Here is a 15,355-nt window from a genome sequence, read left to right as displayed (position 1 = left end):
AGTCACATCAAGCCGCTGTCCTGCGTATCGGCACCGAGCTGCTGGAGCGCTTTCTCGACGACGCGCAAATCATCCTGAATGCCATCGTCTATGGTCATCGGTCTTCCGATCACCGCTCGCTGGACGCCCCGCGTTTCTCTCTGCAATTTCCGAAGTTCGTTCACCTTGCTGCTTCTCGGAAGCTGGCCATTGCTGACGATGTCTTTGACCTTCAATTCCATTGCAGTAACCGGCATAGCTATTCTCCCGGCATCGGCACAGTGATTAATCCAAATGGGTAACGATTCCGGCCGCCTAGAGTTCCACTATTGCTTCAGGGGCGGCGGTACCCGGTCGGGCGATCGTAGAGCCAGCCGATCCGTTCGATCGCCGCTTCGAAATTTTCCCGGACGACCGACATGGTGTTGCCGTTCGCATGGAGGATCGTCTCCGGATCCTTCATGATCGCCACATGGCCCGGCCAGAAGACGAGATCGCCCCGGCGCAGCTCTTCGCGCTCGATCGGCTCGCCCAAACCAGCTGCCTGCATATCGGTATCGCGCGGGGCGCTGCGTCCGGTCATCATGAGGGACAGTTGCACGAGGCCGGAACAATCGATGCCGAGTCCCGAACGGCCACCCCAGAGATAGGGCGTCTCCAGGAAACGGAACGCGATATCGACATAATCATCCCCGCCGATCTCGCTGATCGGCTTGACGTGCTTTTCGAAGATCGCGGTGCCATCCTCAAGCACGACATAGCGGTTGTGCCTTGGCCCTTCCACGGCATCAGTCACCCGGACACGGCTGCCCATGGATAGCACGCTGACGTAGGGCTTCCTGAGTTCCGGCTCGGGATAGAGGAAGGTCCGCTGCGGCAGGACGATATGCGTCGGCTCGGACATGCTGCTCGAGATCGACGTCTCGGGGAGATAGCCGACATATCCATCGCTTTCGGCCTTGACCCAGCACCAGCCATCCCTGCGCTCGAAGACGGTGATGTCTTCACCGAAAAGGAGTTCTGTATCGATGCCCCTGATAGCATCAGGTGCCGGACGCAAGGGCGCGACGGGGACGGCGATGCGCGCCTTTTCTCCCTCGACAAAACGCCCCGCCTCGACCTTGCCCTTGAGCGAGGCTTCGGCAATGTCGGGCCGGAAGGCATGCAGTCGTCGATCGAACATTCCATTCTTCCTTAAAGCGGCAGCTTGCGGCCCTGATCCATGACGAGATCGCCAAGTTTTTCCAGATAGAGCGCGCCGGTCACCGTTCGCTTGATAATGACATTGCGGCGGTCACGGTCGTCGCGAACGCGGTCGACCAATCCCATCTCGCCCATCGTGTCCAGGGCTCGGGTGATGACCGGCTTGGTGACGCCAAGCGTCGCCGCAAGGCCACGCACCGTGTGCGGCGGCGGCACGAGATAGATCTGCAGCAGAATCGCCATCTGCCTCAGCGTCAGATCGCGCTTGTCCAGCCGCACCTGCTCCAGCGACACGCCGTGCCAGAGACCAAGAGCCTGCGAGGCGGACAATTCAAGCGGCAAGCCGAGCTCCGGATATCATTACGCTGCCGTTTTATTTAGCGGGCAGATCATGGCGGATTCAAGGGCTTTCTGCTTGTCGGCAAAGGAGGGAGGGGCTGAGGCCCCTCGCCTGCTATGAGACAACCCTCCCCGATCGGAGAGGGGACAAAGGTTTAGCGAACGCTCTCGCGAATGTGATGGTATAGCGCCCGGATCGCCTGTGCCTCGCCGCCACCCGGCGAATGCGGGCGTTCGTTCTGCGCCCAGCCGTAGATGTCGAAATGCACCCAGCTTGGCGTTTTCGTCACGAAGCGCTTGAGGAAGAGTGCCGCCGTGATCGAACCGGCCATGCCGCCCGAGGGCGCATTGGTAATATCGGCGAACTTGGCGCGGATATCCTTGTCGTAGCCCATGTAGAGCGGCATACGCCACAGCGGATCGTCGGTCTCGATCGAGGACTCGATCAGGTCATGCGCCAGCGTTTCGTCGTCGGTGAAGAAGGGCGGTAGATCAGGGCCGAGTGCCACGCGGGCTGCGCCCGTCAGCGTTGCCATATCGATCATCAGATCAGGCGCATCCTCGTCGGCATAGGCAAGCGCGTCGGCCAGGATCAGCCGGCCTTCGGCATCGGTATTGTCAATCTGAACCGTCAATCCCTTGCGGCTCGTGTAGATATCGCCGGGACGGAAGGCATTTGATGAAATCGAGTTCTCGACGACGGGGATGATGACGCGGAGATCGACCTTGAGCTTGGCGTCCATGATCATCAGCGCAAGGCCCATGACATTGGCTGCACCGCCCATGTCCTTCTTCATCAGGAGCATGGAGGCTGCCGGCTTGATGTCGAGACCGCCGGTGTCGAAGCAGACGCCCTTGCCGACCAGCGTGACCTTCCGGTGTCCCTTCTTGCCCCAGCGCAGCTCGAGCAGGCGCGGCGCGTCGGCGCTGGCACGACCGACCGTGTGCACCAGCGGGAAATTCTCCTTCAGGAGATCGTCGCCGATGATGACGGACATTTCGGCCTTATAGTGCGCGGCGAGAGCGCGGAAGGCCGCCTCCATCTGCTCCGGGCCCATGTCGTTGGTTGGCGTGTTGATGAGATCGCGGGCGAGGAAGACGCCGGCCAGCTGACGCTTGATATCGGCGGCGTCGGCATCCCGCGGAATGAGCAGCGTCGGCGCCTGCGCCTTTTCGGACTTGTAGCGCTCATAGCGATAGCTGCCGAGACCGAAGCCGAGCGAAAGACGATTGGCGGTCAGCGGCGCCGTTTCGATATGCCAGTCGCCAGCCGGCAGCGTGCGCGCCAGCTTTCCTGTCAGAAAGGGCTGTTCGGAAGGATTGGAACCCAGCCCATAGAGCGCGCCGCCAAGATGCCCCTCCTCAGTCGGGATCAGCAGAAGCGATCCGCTTTCGGCTCTGTAACCCGCCTTGCGTGCCCAATCGAGAGCGATGGGATCGATGGTGCCTGTGTCGATATGCGCCGGTGTCACGGCGAAGATCGGCAGCGTCTTGCTCCCCTTGGTATTGAAGGGGGTCGGACGTTCGATAAACTGATAGGGGGCCATAATTTTCCTTCGACGATCGCAGCGGGAATCAACGGATTAACTCTCTGTTAGGGTTAACAGATTATTGCTGGAGTGAAGATTGCGTCAAACCTTCCCTGCTTCCGTTTAGAGGCCAGGCGCAGGATCATGGATTTCAGGGACCGCGCATGACCGCCTCGGCACTTTCGTCCTCTCTCAAAATTCGTCCATTGTTCGGAGCCTTTGCGGCCATTCTGGCGCTGGGTTTGGCCGGATGTTCGACGACATCGAAAGACAACATGACGACGGGTTCTATCCCGACGATGTCCAAGCCGGTCGATCAGATGAACGAGACGGAGCTTGCAAGCGCAAGCGCATCGTTCAGCAAGGCCTATAACGCTCATCCCAAGGATCCAGCCGTCGGCGTCAGCTACGCCAATGTGCTGCGCATGACCGGGCGAAACGACCAGGCGCTCGCCGTCATGCAGCAGGTGGCGATCGCAAACCCCAGCGACCGCACGGTGCTTGCCGCCTACGGCAAGGCGCAGGCGGCCGCGGGCCAGCTCAACGAAGCGCTCTCGACCATCGATCGCGCGCAAACGCCGGATCGCCCGGATTGGAAGCTGGTGTCGGCGGAAGGCGCGATCCTCGACCAGCTTGGCCGCTCCGATGAAGCGCGCCGCAAATATCACGACGCACTTGACCTGCAGCCGAACGAACCGTCGATCCTGTCCAATCTCGGCATGTCCTACGTGCTGACCAATGATCTCAGGACCGCGGAGACCTATCTGCGGTCGGCTGTGGCCCAGCCGGCAGCCGATAGCCGTGTGCGGCAGAACCTTGCGCTTGTCGTCGGCCTGCAGGGACGTTTTCCGGAAGCAGAACAGATCGCCCGGCGCGAATTGACGCAGCAACAGGCGGACGCGAATGTCGCCTACCTGCGCTCCATGCTGTCGCAGCAGGGATCCTGGCAAAAGCTCGCCTCAGGCGACAAGACCGAGACCAAAGCGGTCAACTGAGTAACTGGGCCTAACGGGGCAGGCTTTCGGCGATCAGGCGGATGCCGAGGCCGCCGATGACGACGCCGGCCAGCCGATCGATCCAGCGCTTGAGACCGATATAGATGGCGCGCGGCCGGTTCGACGAGAAGGCGACGGCAACGATCGAATACCAGCCGGCTTCGATGCAGAACACCGTGGGCGGGATCGTGAGGGCAAGCCAGAGAGGCGGATGCGCGGGAAGCAGCGCCGCGAAAATGCTGGCGTAGACGACCGCGGTCTTGGGATTGCTGAGTTGTGTGGCGAGACCGAAGGCAAAATTCCGCACGATACCTGAACTTGCCGGAGAGCCGGAGACATCCATGGCGATATCCTGCGTCGCGCCCTGCCAAATCTTGACCGCGAGATAGACCAGATAGAGGCCGCCTGTAATTTTCAGCACCAGATAAAGCCAGGAAAGCTGCATCAGCAGCGCCGTCAGGCCAAGCAGGGCCAGCGTCGCAAAGACGACGCCCCCTGCCCCCATGCCGAAGGCTGCTGCCAGCCCCGCCTTTCTGGAGCGCGAGATCGAGATACGCGAGACGAGGACGAAACTCGGCCCCGGGCTCATGGCGCCGATCGCAAGCGTTGCGGCAATCGTCAGGAATACGGTAATCGATGACATCAGGTAGCTCCCGTTCAGATGCCAATCATTAGCTTCGAGCAGGAGGCGGAGCAATATCGCCGTCAGAACCGATCCATGACCTGGATGCCGGCGGGGCCTAGAATGACCGCAATGAGGACAGGCAGAAAGAACAGGATCATCGGCACCGTGAGTTTCGGCGGCAAGGCGGCCGCCTTCTTCTCCGCTTCATTCATGCGCTCGTCGCGGCCTTCCTGCGCGAGTACACGCAACGCCTGCGCCACAGGAGTACCATAGCGCTCCGCCTGGATCAGAGCCTGGGTAACGGCCTTGACGATCTCGATCTGCGTACGGTTGGCAAGATTGTCGAAAGCCTGGCGGCGATCCTGCAGGAACGACAGCTCTGCCGTGGTCAGGACCATCTCTTCGGCGAGCGCCGGTGATTGCTCGGCAAGCTCTTCCGAAACGCGCCGCATGCCCGCCTCGATCGAGATGCCGGATTCAACGCAGATCAGCATCAAATCGAGGGCGTCCGGCCATGCGCGCTTGATCGATTTCTGCCGCTTGCCCATGGCGTTGGAAATATACAGGTTCGGGGCATAGAACCCTACATAGGCAAAGCCGATGACGGCCAGCAGGCGGATCGGCAGTGGCCTTGTCACAAGATGATTGAGAGCGAATACCCAGATGACTGCAACAATCAGGAAGACGAAAGGCAGCACGAACCGCGCGACAAGGAAGGTGTTCAAGGCATTTTCGGAGCGAAAGCCGGCGGCGCGCAGACGGTTGACGGTGTTGGCGTCGACGAGCGCCTCGCGCAGATTGAACTTCTCGACGATCTGTCGGATCGGTCGGCTATTTTGATTGCGCAACGACGCCTTGGCCGGGTCAGCATTCAACTTGGCGCGCTCGCGGGCCCGGATCAGATCCCGCTCCGTGGATACGGCCTTCATGCGCTTGCTGAGATCACCGCGCTCGAAATAGGGAATGGCGATGGTGTAGAAGGTCGCAAAAACGGCAATTGCGACGGCGACCGCCAAGATCATCCCCGGATCGGTAAGCGTAGCTGCGAGATCAGTGGACATGGGGGCCTTCCTTCAGGTCAGATATCGAAACTGACCATGTTTTTCATCACGTAAATTCCGATCGACATCCACACGGCGGAGCCGGCCATGATCAGATGGCCTCGCGGATCGGTGAAAAGGATCATCATGTAGGCCGGTGAGGTCAGGTAGACGAGCGTTGCGACAATGAAAGGCAGGGCGCCGATAATGACGGCGGAAGCCTTGGCCTCCATCGAGAGTGCACTCACTTTCGCCTTCATCTTCTTGCGTTCACGCAGCACCTTCGAAAGGTTTCCGAGCGCTTCCGAGAGATTGCCGCCGGCCTGGGACTGAATTGCGATGACGATCGCGAAGAAATTGACTTCCTGAAGCGGCAGGTGGCTGGTCATACGCGCACATGCCTCGGACATGCTCAATCCTACCTGCTGTGCCTCGATTACGCGACGGAACTCGGTCTTCACCGGCTCCTGGGCTTCCGAGGCGACCAGGCGCACCGCGTCGTTCAGCGGCAGGCCAGAGCGCAACGAACGGGTAATGACATCAAGCGCATTCGGGAATTCCTCGAGAAATTTGTTTTGGCGGCGCTTGATGAGAAAGCCGACGACCCAGCGCGGAAGACCAAAGGCGGCAGCGAAGGGCAATCCGAACACAACAGGCTTGGGCGCACCGGCGATAAAGGCAACGACCAGAACGAACAGGCCAAACAGCACGCTGAAGATATAGAAGCGCGATGGCGTGATCGGCAGACCCGCCTGTGTGAGCCTCGACTTGAGCGATAGGGCCTTCTTGCTCTTTTCCTGCTGCCGCTTTTCCAGGTCCTTCAGGGAATCCTGCACGGACTTGCGTCGCTTCGACATTTCCTGGACACGGTCGCGGGCAGCCTTGACCTTGACACGATCGACCTCGGCCGATTTGACGCGGTTGACGCGAATCTCGGCCTTCTTCTGGCTCTCGATCTGGGAATAAAGAAAGGTATAGCAGATCGCCGCCGCGGAGACGGCGGCAAGGACGACTATCAGCAATATGACCGGATCGATTCCGAACATCCCTTAGACCTTCGACTTGTCTTCCATCTCGTCGAGGGCGGCGGCAAGGCGCTTTTCCTCGTTGTAGTAACGGGCGCGATCCCAGAAATGCGGCTTGCCGATGCCGGTTGCCACATGGCGACCGATCAGGCGGCCGGCTGCGTCCTCGCCCTCGATTTCGTAGCGCATCAGGTCCTGGGTGATGATCACGTCGCCTTCCATGCCGACCACCTCAGTGATCTGGGTGATGCGGCGGGAGCCGTCGCGCAAGCGGGCCGCCTGAATGACGACGTCGACGGAGCTCGCAATGATTTCGCGGACGGTTTTCGCCGGCAGCGTATAGCCGCCCATGGCGATCATAGATTCCATACGACTCAGGCATTCGCGCGGATTGTTGGCGTGGATGGTGCCCATGGAACCGTCATGGCCCGTATTCATCGCCTGCAGGAGGTCGAAGACTTCGGGTCCGCGCACTTCGCCGACGATGATGCGTTCGGGACGCATACGAAGGCAGTTCTTGATGAGATCGCGCATGGTAATCTCGCCCTCGCCCTCGATATTGGGCGGGCGGGTTTCCAGGCGCACGACATGCGGCTGCTGCAGCTGCAGTTCCGCAGTGTCCTCGCAGGTGATGACGCGTTCGTCGGTGTCGATGTAGCGCGTCAGGCAATTCAGGAGCGTCGTCTTGCCGGAGCCGGTACCGCCCGAGATGACGACATTGCAGCGCACGCGACCGATGATCTGCAGGACGGTCGCACCTTCTGGCGTGATTGCCCCGAAGCGGACGAGCTGATCGAGCGTCAGCTTGTCCTTTTTGAACTTACGGATGGTGAGCGCGGGGCCATCGATCGCCAAGGGCGGCGCGATGACGTTGACACGCGAGCCGTCGGGAAGGCGGGCGTCGCAGATCGGGCTCGATTCATCGACGCGGCGGCCGACCTGGCTGACGATGCGCTGGCAGATCGACAGCAGCTGGGAATTGTCGCGGAAGCGGATTTCGGACTCGATCGTCTTGCCGCCGACTTCGATGAAGGTCTGGCCGGCGCCATTGACCATGATATCGGCAATGTCGTCGCGCGCCAGCAGCGGTTCCAGCGGACCGTAGCCCAGAACGTCGTTGCAGATGTCCTCGAGCAGTTCCTCCTGCTCGGAGATCGACATCGCAAAGTTCTTGATCGTGATGATGTCGTTGACGATGTCGCGGATTTCCTCGCGCGCGCTTTCGCCGTCGAGCTTGGAGAGCTGCGAGAGATCGATCGTATCGATCAGCGCGCCGAAGACCTGAGCCTTGGTATCGTAATACTCTTCAGTGCGGGCCGGGCGACGGCGCTGCGGCGTTTGCATCGGGGGCGGCGTTACCTGCTGGCGCGGGCTCGCGCTTTCGCGAGCCGGTTCCATCAGTGTGGTCGAACTTTGCGGCGGCGCACTGACATTCGGCGTCGGCGTCGGCGCATGCGACGGGGTCGGAGGCGGAGCTCCAGCTCCGCTCTTTCCAAAACCTTCATTTCCGCGTTTGCCAAACATGCCGACAATCCATTTCTATTCGACGGAACACTTTGACCCGAGAAGCCAGGGCGAGCATTCCTGCAACTCTCGGCACCCTTGGATCAGTCCGTCTGCGGCGACCAAAGAGTGCCTGACAATCATTTGCGCCTGAGCAGGCCCATAAGCCCGCCCTTCTTTGCCTTCTTCACCGCGACGCGACCGGTGACGATATGCGATATCTGTGAAAATGTTTCCGCCACCGCGGACTTCGGATCAGTCTCCGCGATCATGCGGCCGCTATTGGCGGCATTGCCGAAGAGGTGGATATCAAAGGGAATGATGGCGATCGGATCGGTTTCAAGCGGCTCGCAAAATTCAGCGGGCGCGATCTCCGGTCGCTTGGGCATGCCGACCTGGTTGAGGATGAGATGGGGAGCCTTGTCGTTGGGACGCAGCTTGCGCAGCGCATCCAACTGGTTCTTGGCGTTGCGCAGGTTGGCAAGATCCGGAATTGCGCAGATCACGACCTCGTCGACAGCGGCAAGCACCGACCGTGTCCATTCCGACCATGCGTGAGGCACATCGAGCACGGCCACTGGCGCACTGCGCTGCAGCACGTCGAGCACTGGCTGGAAGGCGGTGCCATCGAAATCATATGCGCGATCGAGCATCGACGGAGCGGCGAGCAGCGACAGGTGGGTCGAGCACTTCGTCAGCAGGCGATCGAGGAAGACCTCGTCCAGACGCTCGGGCGCGAAGACGGCCTCGGCGATGCCCTGAGCCGGATCCTGATCGAAATCGATATTCGCCGTGCCATAGGGAAGATCGAGATCTGCCAGAATGGTCTCGGTCGAGAAAAGGCTGGAAATTCCGAAGGCGCAATTGTGAGCGATGGTCGATGCGCCGACGCCACCTTTGGCGCCGATGAAGGCGATGCTGCGGCCGAGCGGTTCGGCTTCCGGATCGACAAAAATCGCGGCCATGGCCGACATGATATCCGTCATGGAGACGGGCTGGACGATATATTCCGAAATGCCATTTCGGATCAGTTCGCGATAAAGGCCGATGTCGTTGTGGTAGCCGACGATGATGACCTTGGTGCTCGGGTCGCAGACGGCGGCCAGCGGCGCCAGATCTGCAAGAAGGCTGGACGGATTTGCACGGGTTTCCAGAATGATGAGGTTCGGTGTCGCCGTGCTGGCAAACATGTTCGCCGCCGCCGCCGTGCCGCCGCTGGTGATGCGAAGGCTGACCTTGGCCATTCGCCGGTCGCTGCCGCAGCGCTCCATCAGATGCTGCAAAGCCTCGCTTTCGCAGAATGCGTGAACCGAGATGCGCGGCAGCGGTCGCATGTTTTCGAGATCGTCGGTCCGCGGTACATCGTCGATGTCCCCCGCTTCCGTCCTGATATCGTATTCGATCGGGTTCATGGCCTTGTCCTGTTAACCCGGCCTCAACCGGAAATTCCTGTTAGAAGCCGTTGCCGCCGAGACCGCCGATTGTCGCAGTACTCGTGGGAGTCGAACCGCTTCGATAGCCATCGATGACCTTGCTGCGCTGTTCGGCATCTATCGGGGTCTGGGCGCGTGGCGCAATGAGGTCGGTCGGGTTGGCAACCTGAGCCGCCAGATTGTTCTGCTGGGCGCAGCCGAAATTGTAGTAATTCTGGTTGTCGAAGGCATTGGCCGAGAGGTCTGCAGGCCACTGTCCGCAGGCATTGGTAACGGCAGTCGTTGCCGTGAAGCGCAGGCGGATGGGTGCGGCGTCACCCGCGCCATCGGCAGGGTAGATGCTGTCGACGATGAGCCGCGACGGGACACCGTTGGCGACCAGTTCACGACGTATCTGCTGACGCAAGGCCACGACCGAGCGCGAATTCGGCGATCCCTGCGGCGCGAGAATTTCGACGGTTCCGGTGGAATGCGCCTTGTAGTCCTGCGTGAACCCGCGAACTGTATCGCGGGCGCCTGACGTCAGGCCGCGCTGGCCGGCAGAGACCGGAATGTCGACATTATGCTCGGCCTGCGTGAGCACGATCGGATGACGCTGGCGGTAATCGTCCGAGAGAGCGCCCGTCACCATGCCGTCCTTGGGGTTGGCGCAGCTGCTGACCGAAGCGGCCAAAGCGATGAGGGTGACGGCGGCGAACGACAGCCGTGCGATACGGGATGCATTGCATTCAGGGCTGGCCATCGATCGGTCTTTCATGGGGCTGATGGAAAGATGATGCGTCATGAGCCGCGGCCTCACTTGTAGATGAAGCCGACGGAGCCGTGGAATTCGGCATCGGCAACCGGCGTATCGCGCCGGCCGTAGATCTTGTTGACACGGTTCAGGAAGAAGGTTCCCCCATCGCCGGCGGGCGAAAAGTTATCATCGGGCCGCGCCAGCTGATTGCGTGCGACGGGGCGCACCAGATAGGGTGTCGCTATGATGACAAGCTCGCTTTCGTCGCGCTCGAAGCTCTTCTGGCGGAAAAGCGTGCCGAGGATCGGTATCTTGGAAACGCCGGGCGTGCCATTCGTGGTGTTCTGAATGTTATCGCTCAGCAGGCCGGCCAATGCGATCGAACCGCCGGAGGGTAGCTCGACCGACGTGTCGGCAGCGCGCTGATTATAGGTGGCTTGCCCGGCCGTGCCGACGGGTTCCGAAACCTGCGTCTGGATATGCAAGCTTATTCTTCCTGCAGACAAGACAACCGGCGTGAAGGCGAGGCTTATGCCATAGGTGTACGGCGTAATCGTCACCGTGCCCTGATTGTCCGTCGTGGAGTAAAGCGTCTGGCCACCGGAATTGAAGGTGGCTGCCTGGCCGGAGATTGCGGTCAGGGTCGGCTCGGCCAGCGTACGAATTGCCTTCGCCTGCTCCATCGCATTCAGGTAGGTGGAGATATCGTATTTACCGATTGCACTCTTGAACAAGGCAGCGATGCCGCCGCCTGCCGTGCTGATGGCCGAATCGGCATTCGGGCTGCCAAGCTGGGCCACGGTCAGACCCGAGGAATTGGACACCAGATTGTCGAAACCAAGCTGCTTCAGGACGCTCCGCTTGATTTCCGCCACGGTAACCTTGAGCGTTACCTGATCCTCACCCTCTATCTGCAAGAGGTTGACGATCTGCGATACTTGGCGCGTTTCGGCAAAGAGCGCGACGGAACTGTCGCCGCCAGTGCCGCTGGCGGTCTCCTTTCTCGTCGTCGCCTCACCGCCCTTCAGAAAGGCCTCGGCCAGTTGGGCGGCGCGTGCCGAATCCTGGGGCGTGCGGACCGTTCCCGTCATGACAATATTGTCCGAGACAATTTCGACATCGATATCGGAATCGGGAATAAAGCGCCGGAGGTTGGCCTGCAGCCCGGAAATGTCTCGTTCGATTTCGATATCCAGATTTGCGATCTGTTCGCCGTGTTCGCCGAAGACGAAGATATTCGTCTGCCCGACCGTCTTGCCGAAAAGATAGATGCGTCGCGAGGTGCGGGTGACTGCATCGGCCATCGTCGGATCGGAAACCAGAATGTCGTGAGCGTCTGCGGGCAGGTCGACCACGAGCGCCTTGTTGAGACCGAGCTTCAAACGCCTGCTGGCGCCCACCGATGCAATGGTCACGATGCTGTCGGAACCATCGGCCAAGGCCACGGGCGTCCGCAGGATGCCGGGCAACTCGTGAAATGGCAAACCGGCAAAGGCAATGGAGAAGGACAGAAGCGCCACAAACGGAAGGGCGCCTTTTTTCCGAATATTCCACATGATGTCGCTTCTTCTCATTGTGCCTTGACCGCCGTGCCGTTGGTGACGATCGCACCCGATTTGATGACTTGGACGACCGAGGCGCCGCTGTCGCCTGTCAGAAGATAATCGGCAGCTCCCGTATCCGGCTCCTGTGCATCGGCAACGGAGCGCAGCGCGAGGGAAAGCCTGTCGGCCATCTGCTGGGCGACAGCCAAAACCTTGGTCTGATCGGGTGTGAGCTCCAGTGTCGCGGTCGTGCCGACCACAGCCTTGGTGCCGTCATCCTTTTCCTGGATCTGCTGGTCGATCGCGAGAACACGAACGTTGCTGAGTACGGTCTCGGTCTGGAATTTCTGGGCGTCGGTACCCTTCCGGACCATGATCACGTCGACACGGTCATTGGGGAGGATGAAGCCGCCGGCGCCCGTTGCGACCGAGATCTCCGTCGCCACAGCCCGCTTGCCAGTGGGCAGCAGCGACGAGAGGGTGCGGCTATTGGCATCCGCCACCTTCTCTTCACGGATCGGTTCGCCCTCGAAGATCGGCAGGCGAACGATGGCCCCGTTCAGATCCTTGAGCGCATCGGGCCGTTCCGCCTGGGTGATGAAGCCCTTGACCACACCGCTCTGCGGCCAGGCCATCCAATGGATGGATTTGTCGTTCAGCCGGGCGCCGACGGGAAGGTTGGCATCTGCCACCAGCACATTGACGCTGGGCTCCTTCTGTATCACGGCCTCGACTTGCCGCTGCACGACGTTGTGGCCGCCAGCCAGACGCATCGCCAGCAGTCCGGCAAGACCTGCCGCGACGACCGCCACTGCGAGTATCATTATGCGAGCGGGTTTCATGGATCATTCCTCGGGGAATTCGACTCTTCGCCCCGCAGAATGCTCCGGAATTGGTGTAAGTATGGTTAACGGCTTGCTTACAATTTAAGTTAACGGAAAGTGTCTTTCGCCGGAACGCTAGTGAAGCCGGGCAAGCGCTGCTTCCATAAGGGGCGATGAGGGATAAGCAAGGAATCCAGCGATTCCGATTGCGATACCGTAAGGTATTTTCTTGGCAATAAGCAAGGAATCGGGAATGCGCAGGCCCATCGTATTGATCGTCTGACGCTGAGAACGCAGCAAGACGATGGCAATCGTGACCAAGCCACCAATATAGGCAACGTAAATCAGAAAGATCAGCAGCGAGGGGTCATAGCCGAACCAGAGAGCGGCCGCAGTCAGTAACTTAGCGTCGCCGCCGCCCATGACATTGACGGCAAAGAGGGCGAAACAAACTGCAAAGACGATGGCTGCACCGGCAAAATGCATTCCGATCAATTGCAAAGGCACGCCTGATAACAGGGCGATGACCAAGAACGAAGCGATGAGGATCAGCGACACCCGGTTCGGGATCGTCATCGTAAAAAGATCAGATAGCGCTGCAATGGAGAGGCATAAAGGAAAGATCAGAAATGTAGCAGCTTCGATCATCATGCTCTCCTGCGCGGAAACTAATCCCGCAATGTTGCGGAAGCGATAAGTCAAAAAACCGCCTTTCGTTAAAAAGGCGGTTTCATTATCACCTGGCCATCTGTCGAGACTTAACAGCGGCAACTAGAGCCCGTATCACGGCGCCTTAACAGCAGAAGACGGGTCGGTCATTACGGTAGCAAGGTTCTGGAACTGCGTGTTCAAAGCGTTGCCGAGGCTCGAAGCGCCGGCGATCAGGGCAACGGAGATCAGAGCGGCGATGAGGCCGTATTCGATGGCGGTTGCACCGGATTCATCTTTCAGGAAACGGGCGAAAAGCTTGGTCATGGATCAATCCTACTCCACTTGTTGGTCAGCACGTCCGCCAACTGTTTGCCGTTGATCGGATGCCAAAGACGGTACCGAATGCCCGTTTCTATCGACTTAAAGAAGTGAGTTAACAATCAGTAAACCCCGAAACCGCAATAGCTTAGTTAACGTTTGATAGCAAAGTTAGAAATCATTTTATTGAATTTATGGGGCGTCTTCTGCAGTATATAGCTTTAGAAATTGATAATTAAGCGGAGCAACGTTTCGAAATATTACATGCTGCGACGCACGTTCCCATTTTGAATATTCCCAGCACCTTCAGCGACCCGTATTTATACACCAGCACCATATCTTAATCGTTCATTTACCATTTTTTTTCATTCTATGGCATCTTTACCCTGCATGAACGCTCCAAGAGGCCTGATAATGTCAACCCGCGGTAGAACGGCATCCCTTGCTTGCGTCATCGCCATTTCCTGGCTGATCCCGCAGATTGCGCAGGCTGCGGATGACATGCTGCGGGTTTATATGGACCATGCCCGCGTCTTGAAACTCGACCGGCCCGTGAGCAAGGTCATCGTCGGAAATTCGCAGGTTGCGGATGCGACAGTGGCGGACCCAAAGACCATCGTGCTGACAGGTCGAGCCTTCGGCACAACGAACATCGTGCTTCTCGACGCAGACGGCAATGCGATCCTCGACGACCGCATTCTGGTGTCGATCGATGAGGGCAATACCGTTCGCGTCTTCCGCCAGACGGATCGATCGGTCTTGTCCTGCACGCCCAATTGCGAAGTGCATGCGCAGCAGAACAACAACGGAACTGCTGCCCCGGCCGCCGCCGGCCCCTGAAGCCTCATCGCTCCCTCAAATTTCATGGAGCCAAGAAACGGAATATCAACAAACGTTTCCTAGTTTAGCCTGGGTTTCGAAATGATATTCGGTGGCTGGATGACGGTAGGGCGTAAAGACAGAGGCGGAGCTACGACCGTTCTCAGGGGATGGCGTGGTCTTATCCATTCGCGGGATGGTGCAACCGCGATCGAATTCGCGCTTCTGGCCATTCCCTATTTCGTCATCGTTTTTGCCATTCTGGAAACGTTCATAGCCTTTACCGCCGAGCAACTGGTGTCGAACGCGGTCGACACTGTCGGGCGCCAGCTTCGAACCGGACAGATCACCTACAATCTCGGCCGCAGCACCGACAAGACGCAGGCGCAATTCCGCCAGCTCTTCTGTAACGAGATCAACATATTGATCCAATGCTCGGCAACAGAGATCGCCACACCGGACAAACTCTGGCTCGACGTGGAAAGCTATACCTCGTTTGGCAGCATGCCGACGACAGTTCCGATGAAGAACGGCGACCTTGATACGTCGGGCCTGAAATATTCACCTGGTGGTTCCGGCACGATCAACATGCTTCGAGCCTACTATCGCTGGCAGATCATTACCGACCTTGTTCGCCCTTTCGTCAGTACGATCCGACCTTCGGATGGATCCATACCGAGCATATTCCTGATCGTGGCCACTGCTGCCTTCCAGAACGAAAAGTATCCCTGAAATGGTGCGTGACCGTAATTTCCGAAATGAGTCGCCCGCCCCGCAGCCGACCGACGCGCG

At 59.3% G+C, this 15,355-nt stretch carries 17 protein-coding genes; 3 read left to right on the top strand and 14 right to left on the bottom strand.

Annotated features, from left to right (window positions below):
* Window positions 1-2: 2 nt before the first annotated feature.
* From DTW90_RS06840 to DTW90_RS06825, 4 genes are all read right to left on the bottom strand, one after another.
* The gene (locus DTW90_RS06840) at window positions 3-236 is read right to left on the bottom strand and encodes a hypothetical protein (RefSeq protein WP_149337274.1); all 234 of its coding nucleotides are present in this window, start codon (window positions 234-236) and stop codon (window positions 3-5) included.
* A 77-nt stretch (window positions 237-313) separates the two neighbouring features.
* On the bottom strand, window positions 314-1,162 hold the full coding sequence (locus tag DTW90_RS06835) for an NlpC/P60 family protein (protein WP_149337273.1): 849 nt from the start codon (window positions 1,160-1,162) through the stop codon (window positions 314-316).
* Window positions 1,163-1,173: 11 nt separating this feature from the next.
* On the bottom strand, window positions 1,174-1,524 hold the full coding sequence (locus DTW90_RS06830) for a MarR family winged helix-turn-helix transcriptional regulator (protein ID WP_132520147.1): 351 nt from the start codon (window positions 1,522-1,524) through the stop codon (window positions 1,174-1,176).
* 152 nt (window positions 1,525-1,676) lie between these two features.
* The gene (locus DTW90_RS06825; RefSeq protein ID WP_132520144.1) at window positions 1,677-3,068 is read right to left on the bottom strand and encodes a M17 family metallopeptidase; all 1,392 of its coding nucleotides are present in this window, start codon (window positions 3,066-3,068) and stop codon (window positions 1,677-1,679) included.
* A gap of 146 nt (window positions 3,069-3,214) precedes the next feature.
* Between DTW90_RS06825 and DTW90_RS06820 the strand changes: the two genes are divergently transcribed.
* Window positions 3,215-4,045 carry a tetratricopeptide repeat protein gene (locus tag DTW90_RS06820; protein WP_149337271.1) on the top strand — a complete coding sequence of 277 codons (831 nt, stop codon included), beginning with the start codon at window positions 3,215-3,217 and terminating at the stop codon, window positions 4,043-4,045.
* 10 nt (window positions 4,046-4,055) lie between these two features.
* On the opposite strand, the gene DTW90_RS06815 is transcribed toward DTW90_RS06820, so the two are convergent.
* The 10 genes from DTW90_RS06815 to DTW90_RS06770 form a co-directional block, all read right to left on the bottom strand.
* Window positions 4,056-4,688, bottom strand: a complete 633-nt coding sequence (locus tag DTW90_RS06815) for a LysE family translocator (RefSeq protein WP_149337269.1) — start codon at window positions 4,686-4,688, stop codon at window positions 4,056-4,058.
* 62 nt (window positions 4,689-4,750) lie between these two features.
* A complete protein-coding gene (locus DTW90_RS06810) occupies window positions 4,751-5,731 on the bottom strand; it encodes a type II secretion system F family protein (RefSeq protein ID WP_149337267.1) in 981 nt (326 codons plus the stop codon).
* 17 nt (window positions 5,732-5,748) lie between these two features.
* A complete protein-coding gene (locus DTW90_RS06805) occupies window positions 5,749-6,756 on the bottom strand; it encodes a type II secretion system F family protein (protein ID WP_132520132.1) in 1,008 nt (335 codons plus the stop codon).
* Between the two features lie 3 nt (window positions 6,757-6,759).
* The gene (locus tag DTW90_RS06800) at window positions 6,760-8,259 is read right to left on the bottom strand and encodes a CpaF family protein (RefSeq protein ID WP_132520129.1); all 1,500 of its coding nucleotides are present in this window, start codon (window positions 8,257-8,259) and stop codon (window positions 6,760-6,762) included.
* A 119-nt stretch (window positions 8,260-8,378) separates the two neighbouring features.
* Window positions 8,379-9,650, bottom strand: a complete 1,272-nt coding sequence (locus DTW90_RS06795; protein ID WP_149337265.1) for a CpaE family protein — start codon at window positions 9,648-9,650, stop codon at window positions 8,379-8,381.
* 40 nt (window positions 9,651-9,690) lie between these two features.
* On the bottom strand, window positions 9,691-10,413 hold the full coding sequence (locus DTW90_RS06790; RefSeq protein WP_132520123.1) for a CpaD family pilus assembly protein: 723 nt from the start codon (window positions 10,411-10,413) through the stop codon (window positions 9,691-9,693).
* A gap of 53 nt (window positions 10,414-10,466) precedes the next feature.
* On the bottom strand, window positions 10,467-11,963 hold the full coding sequence (locus DTW90_RS06785) for a type II and III secretion system protein family protein (RefSeq protein ID WP_132520120.1): 1,497 nt from the start codon (window positions 11,961-11,963) through the stop codon (window positions 10,467-10,469).
* A gap of 14 nt (window positions 11,964-11,977) precedes the next feature.
* A complete protein-coding gene (gene cpaB / locus DTW90_RS06780; protein WP_132520117.1) occupies window positions 11,978-12,793 on the bottom strand; it encodes a Flp pilus assembly protein CpaB in 816 nt (271 codons plus the stop codon).
* 117 nt (window positions 12,794-12,910) lie between these two features.
* A complete protein-coding gene (locus DTW90_RS06775) occupies window positions 12,911-13,423 on the bottom strand; it encodes a prepilin peptidase (protein ID WP_149338365.1) in 513 nt (170 codons plus the stop codon).
* Between the two features lie 135 nt (window positions 13,424-13,558).
* A complete protein-coding gene (locus DTW90_RS06770; RefSeq protein WP_149337263.1) occupies window positions 13,559-13,750 on the bottom strand; it encodes a Flp family type IVb pilin in 192 nt (63 codons plus the stop codon).
* Between the two features lie 408 nt (window positions 13,751-14,158).
* Between DTW90_RS06770 and DTW90_RS06765 the strand changes: the two genes are divergently transcribed.
* Together DTW90_RS06765 and DTW90_RS06760 are read left to right on the top strand one after the other, a co-directional pair.
* The gene (locus tag DTW90_RS06765; RefSeq protein ID WP_149337261.1) at window positions 14,159-14,584 is read left to right on the top strand and encodes a pilus assembly protein N-terminal domain-containing protein; all 426 of its coding nucleotides are present in this window, start codon (window positions 14,159-14,161) and stop codon (window positions 14,582-14,584) included.
* 99 nt (window positions 14,585-14,683) lie between these two features.
* The gene (locus DTW90_RS06760) at window positions 14,684-15,295 is read left to right on the top strand and encodes a TadE/TadG family type IV pilus assembly protein (RefSeq protein WP_149337259.1); all 612 of its coding nucleotides are present in this window, start codon (window positions 14,684-14,686) and stop codon (window positions 15,293-15,295) included.
* Window positions 15,296-15,355 lie beyond the last annotated feature (60 nt).

The sequence above is a fragment of the Neorhizobium sp. P12A genome, from assembly GCF_008365395.1.
In the GTDB taxonomy this organism is placed as follows: Bacteria; Pseudomonadota; Alphaproteobacteria; order Rhizobiales; family Rhizobiaceae; genus Rhizobium.
Note: the sequence above shows the minus strand (reverse complement) of the source record. Positions and strands in the feature narration are given on the sequence as shown.

What these genes read in the sequence shown, in the direction of transcription:
- DTW90_RS06810 (WP_149337267.1), bottom strand. Translation starts at nt 5,731, where the DNA reads ATGTCCACTGATCTCGCAGCTACGCTTACCGATCCGGGGATGATCTTG.
- DTW90_RS06820 (WP_149337271.1), top strand. Translation starts at nt 3,215, where the DNA reads ATGACCGCCTCGGCACTTTCGTCCTCTCTCAAAATTCGTCCATTGTTC.
- DTW90_RS06795 (WP_149337265.1), bottom strand. Translation starts at nt 9,650, where the DNA reads ATGAACCCGATCGAATACGATATCAGGACGGAAGCGGGGGACATCGAC.
- DTW90_RS06765 (WP_149337261.1), top strand. Translation starts at nt 14,159, where the DNA reads ATGTCAACCCGCGGTAGAACGGCATCCCTTGCTTGCGTCATCGCCATT.
- DTW90_RS06775 (WP_149338365.1), bottom strand. Translation starts at nt 13,423, where the DNA reads ATGATCGAAGCTGCTACATTTCTGATCTTTCCTTTATGCCTCTCCATT.
- cpaB (WP_132520117.1), bottom strand. Translation starts at nt 12,793, where the DNA reads ATGAAACCCGCTCGCATAATGATACTCGCAGTGGCGGTCGTCGCGGCA.
- DTW90_RS06805 (WP_132520132.1), bottom strand. Translation starts at nt 6,756, where the DNA reads ATGTTCGGAATCGATCCGGTCATATTGCTGATAGTCGTCCTTGCCGCC.
- DTW90_RS06785 (WP_132520120.1), bottom strand. Translation starts at nt 11,963, where the DNA reads ATGTGGAATATTCGGAAAAAAGGCGCCCTTCCGTTTGTGGCGCTTCTG.
- DTW90_RS06770 (WP_149337263.1), bottom strand. Translation starts at nt 13,750, where the DNA reads ATGACCAAGCTTTTCGCCCGTTTCCTGAAAGATGAATCCGGTGCAACC.
- DTW90_RS06800 (WP_132520129.1), bottom strand. Translation starts at nt 8,259, where the DNA reads ATGTTTGGCAAACGCGGAAATGAAGGTTTTGGAAAGAGCGGAGCTGGA.
- DTW90_RS06760 (WP_149337259.1), top strand. Translation starts at nt 14,684, where the DNA reads ATGACGGTAGGGCGTAAAGACAGAGGCGGAGCTACGACCGTTCTCAGG.
- DTW90_RS06835 (WP_149337273.1), bottom strand. Translation starts at nt 1,162, where the DNA reads ATGTTCGATCGACGACTGCATGCCTTCCGGCCCGACATTGCCGAAGCC.
- DTW90_RS06790 (WP_132520123.1), bottom strand. Translation starts at nt 10,413, where the DNA reads ATGGCCAGCCCTGAATGCAATGCATCCCGTATCGCACGGCTGTCGTTC.
- DTW90_RS06825 (WP_132520144.1), bottom strand. Translation starts at nt 3,068, where the DNA reads ATGGCCCCCTATCAGTTTATCGAACGTCCGACCCCCTTCAATACCAAG.
- DTW90_RS06815 (WP_149337269.1), bottom strand. Translation starts at nt 4,688, where the DNA reads ATGTCATCGATTACCGTATTCCTGACGATTGCCGCAACGCTTGCGATC.
- DTW90_RS06840 (WP_149337274.1), bottom strand. Translation starts at nt 236, where the DNA reads ATGCCGGTTACTGCAATGGAATTGAAGGTCAAAGACATCGTCAGCAAT.